The sequence below is a fragment of the Serratia sp. BW106 genome (assembly GCF_002607755.1).
In the GTDB taxonomy this organism is placed as follows: domain Bacteria; phylum Pseudomonadota; class Gammaproteobacteria; order Enterobacterales; family Enterobacteriaceae; genus Serratia; species Serratia proteamaculans.
The window spans coordinates 1-2717 of sequence record NZ_MCGS01000086.1 but is presented as its reverse complement, the minus strand read 5'-3'; the positions used below and the strand labels follow the sequence as shown (position 1 = coordinate 2717).

General features: G+C 58.5%; 2 protein-coding genes. Both read right to left on the bottom strand.

The features are described 5' to 3' along the window. On the bottom strand, positions 1-2553 hold a 2553-nt coding region (locus tag BEI65_RS26660), incomplete at its 3' end, for an autotransporter serine protease (protein WP_099065749.1). Positions 2554-2621: 68 nt separating this feature from the next. Continuing rightward, a partial coding sequence (locus BEI65_RS27440) for an autotransporter outer membrane beta-barrel domain-containing protein (protein ID WP_157765489.1) occupies positions 2622-2717 on the bottom strand: 96 nt, incomplete at its 5' end.

Sequence of the window (2717 nt, the reverse complement as noted above, 5' to 3'; positions counted from 1 at the left end):
ACGGTGCCAGGTGTAGCCACCACCGGCACGCAGCGCCAGCTCACCGAACTGTTTGCCACCGTACACCGCCAGATGGTAGTTATCGCTGTCGGCATTCGAGCCATAGCCGCCGTCCAGCGAAGTGCGGGTGTAACCGGTCGCCACGCCCAGGCGCCAGTCATCCGCCAATGCCGAGTCCAGCCCCACCAGCACGCCATAGGTCGAGGCCTGATAGCCCGTCGCATTGGCATCGCCCGACGCATGGTCCCAGGCACCCAGCAACTGTGCCCAGGCACCGCCGTCACCGTCAGCCTTGATGTCCGGCGAAGTCGCCAGCCCTTCCGCCTGCCGCAGGCGGCCGTTCAGCGCATCACGCAGGTAACGGCTGTCGTTCACCTGTGCCGAAGCGATATCCGCGTGGATCTGCCCGGATAACTGGCGGAACGCCTGACGGGCTTCCCCTGTAGAGCCAGCATTGAGGATGCTCTCGTACACCGGATTGCCCGCCGCCAATGCATCTGCCGCTGCCGCGACCGCACGTTCGTTCTGGGTGGCGGCCACGCTGGCAAAGGAGGTGTCGTTACGGCCCACATTCAGCGTCACCTGATTCGGCTGGTAAGTCAGCCCGGTGCCGAGGAACAGGTAGTTCGGTGCTACCGAATCAAACTGCCCGCTGATGCCCTGCTGGGCGGTCAGGATGTTGTACTGCTGGCCGAGCAGGCTGCGGACTTCGCTTTGCGACAGCAGATTAGTGCTGTTCTCCAGCGAAACCGCCACTTCACCCCCGCCGATCGTCGCCGATCCGTTGCTTTGGATCCGATCGCTCTGGCCGTTGGGGGCTACTTCCACCGCGTAACGGGAACCCGGCTCGAAACTGACGTTACGAGTAACATTCAGCGTGCCGATCGAGTTACCCGGTGCCACGGTACCGCCGCTGCGGGCGGTCAATGATCCCACCGTCCCGGAGCCGCCCAACACACCGGCATTTTGCACAGTGACGTCCGAAGTGACCGAGCCATTCACCGCCAGCAAGCCTGTGTTCACCCAGGTTGGGCCGGAGTAGGTATTGTTGCCGGTCAGCACCAACGCACCCTGGCCTTCTTTGGTCAAACCACCATGGCCGTAGATGTCATTGGAATAGACCTCTACCGAACAGTGGTAGTCATCACAAGTGCGAGCCTGCAGCGTGCCTGGATCGATTTCAGCTCCGAAGCCAGGAATGTTGGCGACAAACTGTGACGAGCCATAAGCCACGCCGGTCGGATCCGGAATGCGGAACTCTTCAGGAATGTCTTCGACGGTATAGAACATGCCCGGACCGTTAATCGCCTTGCCCAGGTTGATCATCCCCCAGCCGTACAGTGCATCAATACCCGGTGCGCCCATATCGGTAGCGGTAGTTTTCAGCACGTCGGCAATTTGCGCCGACGTCATGTACGGGAAGCGCTGCAGCAACACGGCGACCGCGCCGGTCACGTGCGGCGTCGCCATTGAGGTCCCATTTTTATTGCCGTAGTCCGAAACCAGTTGATTCGGGTCTGAACCGTTGGCCACGGTGCTGTAGATTTTACTGCCCGGTGACGAGACACAGAAACTGGCGGTATAGCCGCAGCGGGAAGAGAAGCTGCTGATGGTATAAGGCACGCTGTTGGTGGAGGCATCATCTTGCGCAACGCTGGCAACCGACAACCAGTTAGGCGCAATATCCGGTACAAAATAGGCCAATCCACTGATCACGTCCGGTTGGTTGTAGTTGCCGTCATTACCGGCGGCAAACAGCACCAGAATATTTTTACGTGCCGCATCGATCGCGCCCTGATAACCGGCCCCCGCCAAACTGCCCAGCAACGGTTTCACCTGATCAAACTGCTCCTGTGCGTCTTTCAGCTCGAAATGCAGTGCATCGGGTTTTTTGCCATTATCCGACAGGAAATCGGGAATACTGACGCCCCAACTGTTATTGATGACCCGCACGCCGTTGTTGATCATCGCCTGCCAACCCGCGTTGGTCACGCTGCCGTCCAGCCCGAGGAATTCGCCATACGCCGGGCCGTCATTGTCGTTATCAACGCTGATGATTTGTGAGTCAAAAGCCACACCATGCATGCCGGTGCCGTCACGATTGGCCCCGCTGATACCGGCCACGTGGACGCCGTGGTTACTTAGCGTCGCACCGTTATAGAAATGGAAGGTGCCGTCGAAGTAAAAACGATCGCCGGCCTTAATATCTGTCCGATGCGGGTCGGTATAAGCACGATTGCCCTGGGTAACCACATTCACCAGTTTACCGTCACCGGCAAATTCAGGGTGCTTGTTCACCGGAGTATCGAAAATGCCCACCTTTTGCCCTTTACCGGTATAACCCGCGGCATAGGCCTCATCGGCGTGAATAGCCCCCAACCCCCAGTTGGCATTGAATTCATTACTGCGCCAGCTTGACGGATCGCCTATCTTGCCGCCTTCCGTATAGGGTGCGGCCTGTACGCCACCTGCCGCCAACAACGCGCACAGCAAGGCGTTCAATTTCCATGTTGGCGCCAATGCCGGTTTGTTCTTTCCTGTCGCTTGCTTCATTCCCTTATCCTTTTTGTTTTAGTCAAACCGCCCCCCGAAGAGGCGGCTTGTCCCTCAGTTTTTTAAGATCAGAAATTCCAGGTGAAACCGGCGTTGACGCTGTTGTCCTGGTAGTTTTGCGACAGCAGGCCACCGTAGCCCAGTGACAGCGTGGCATTCTTGTT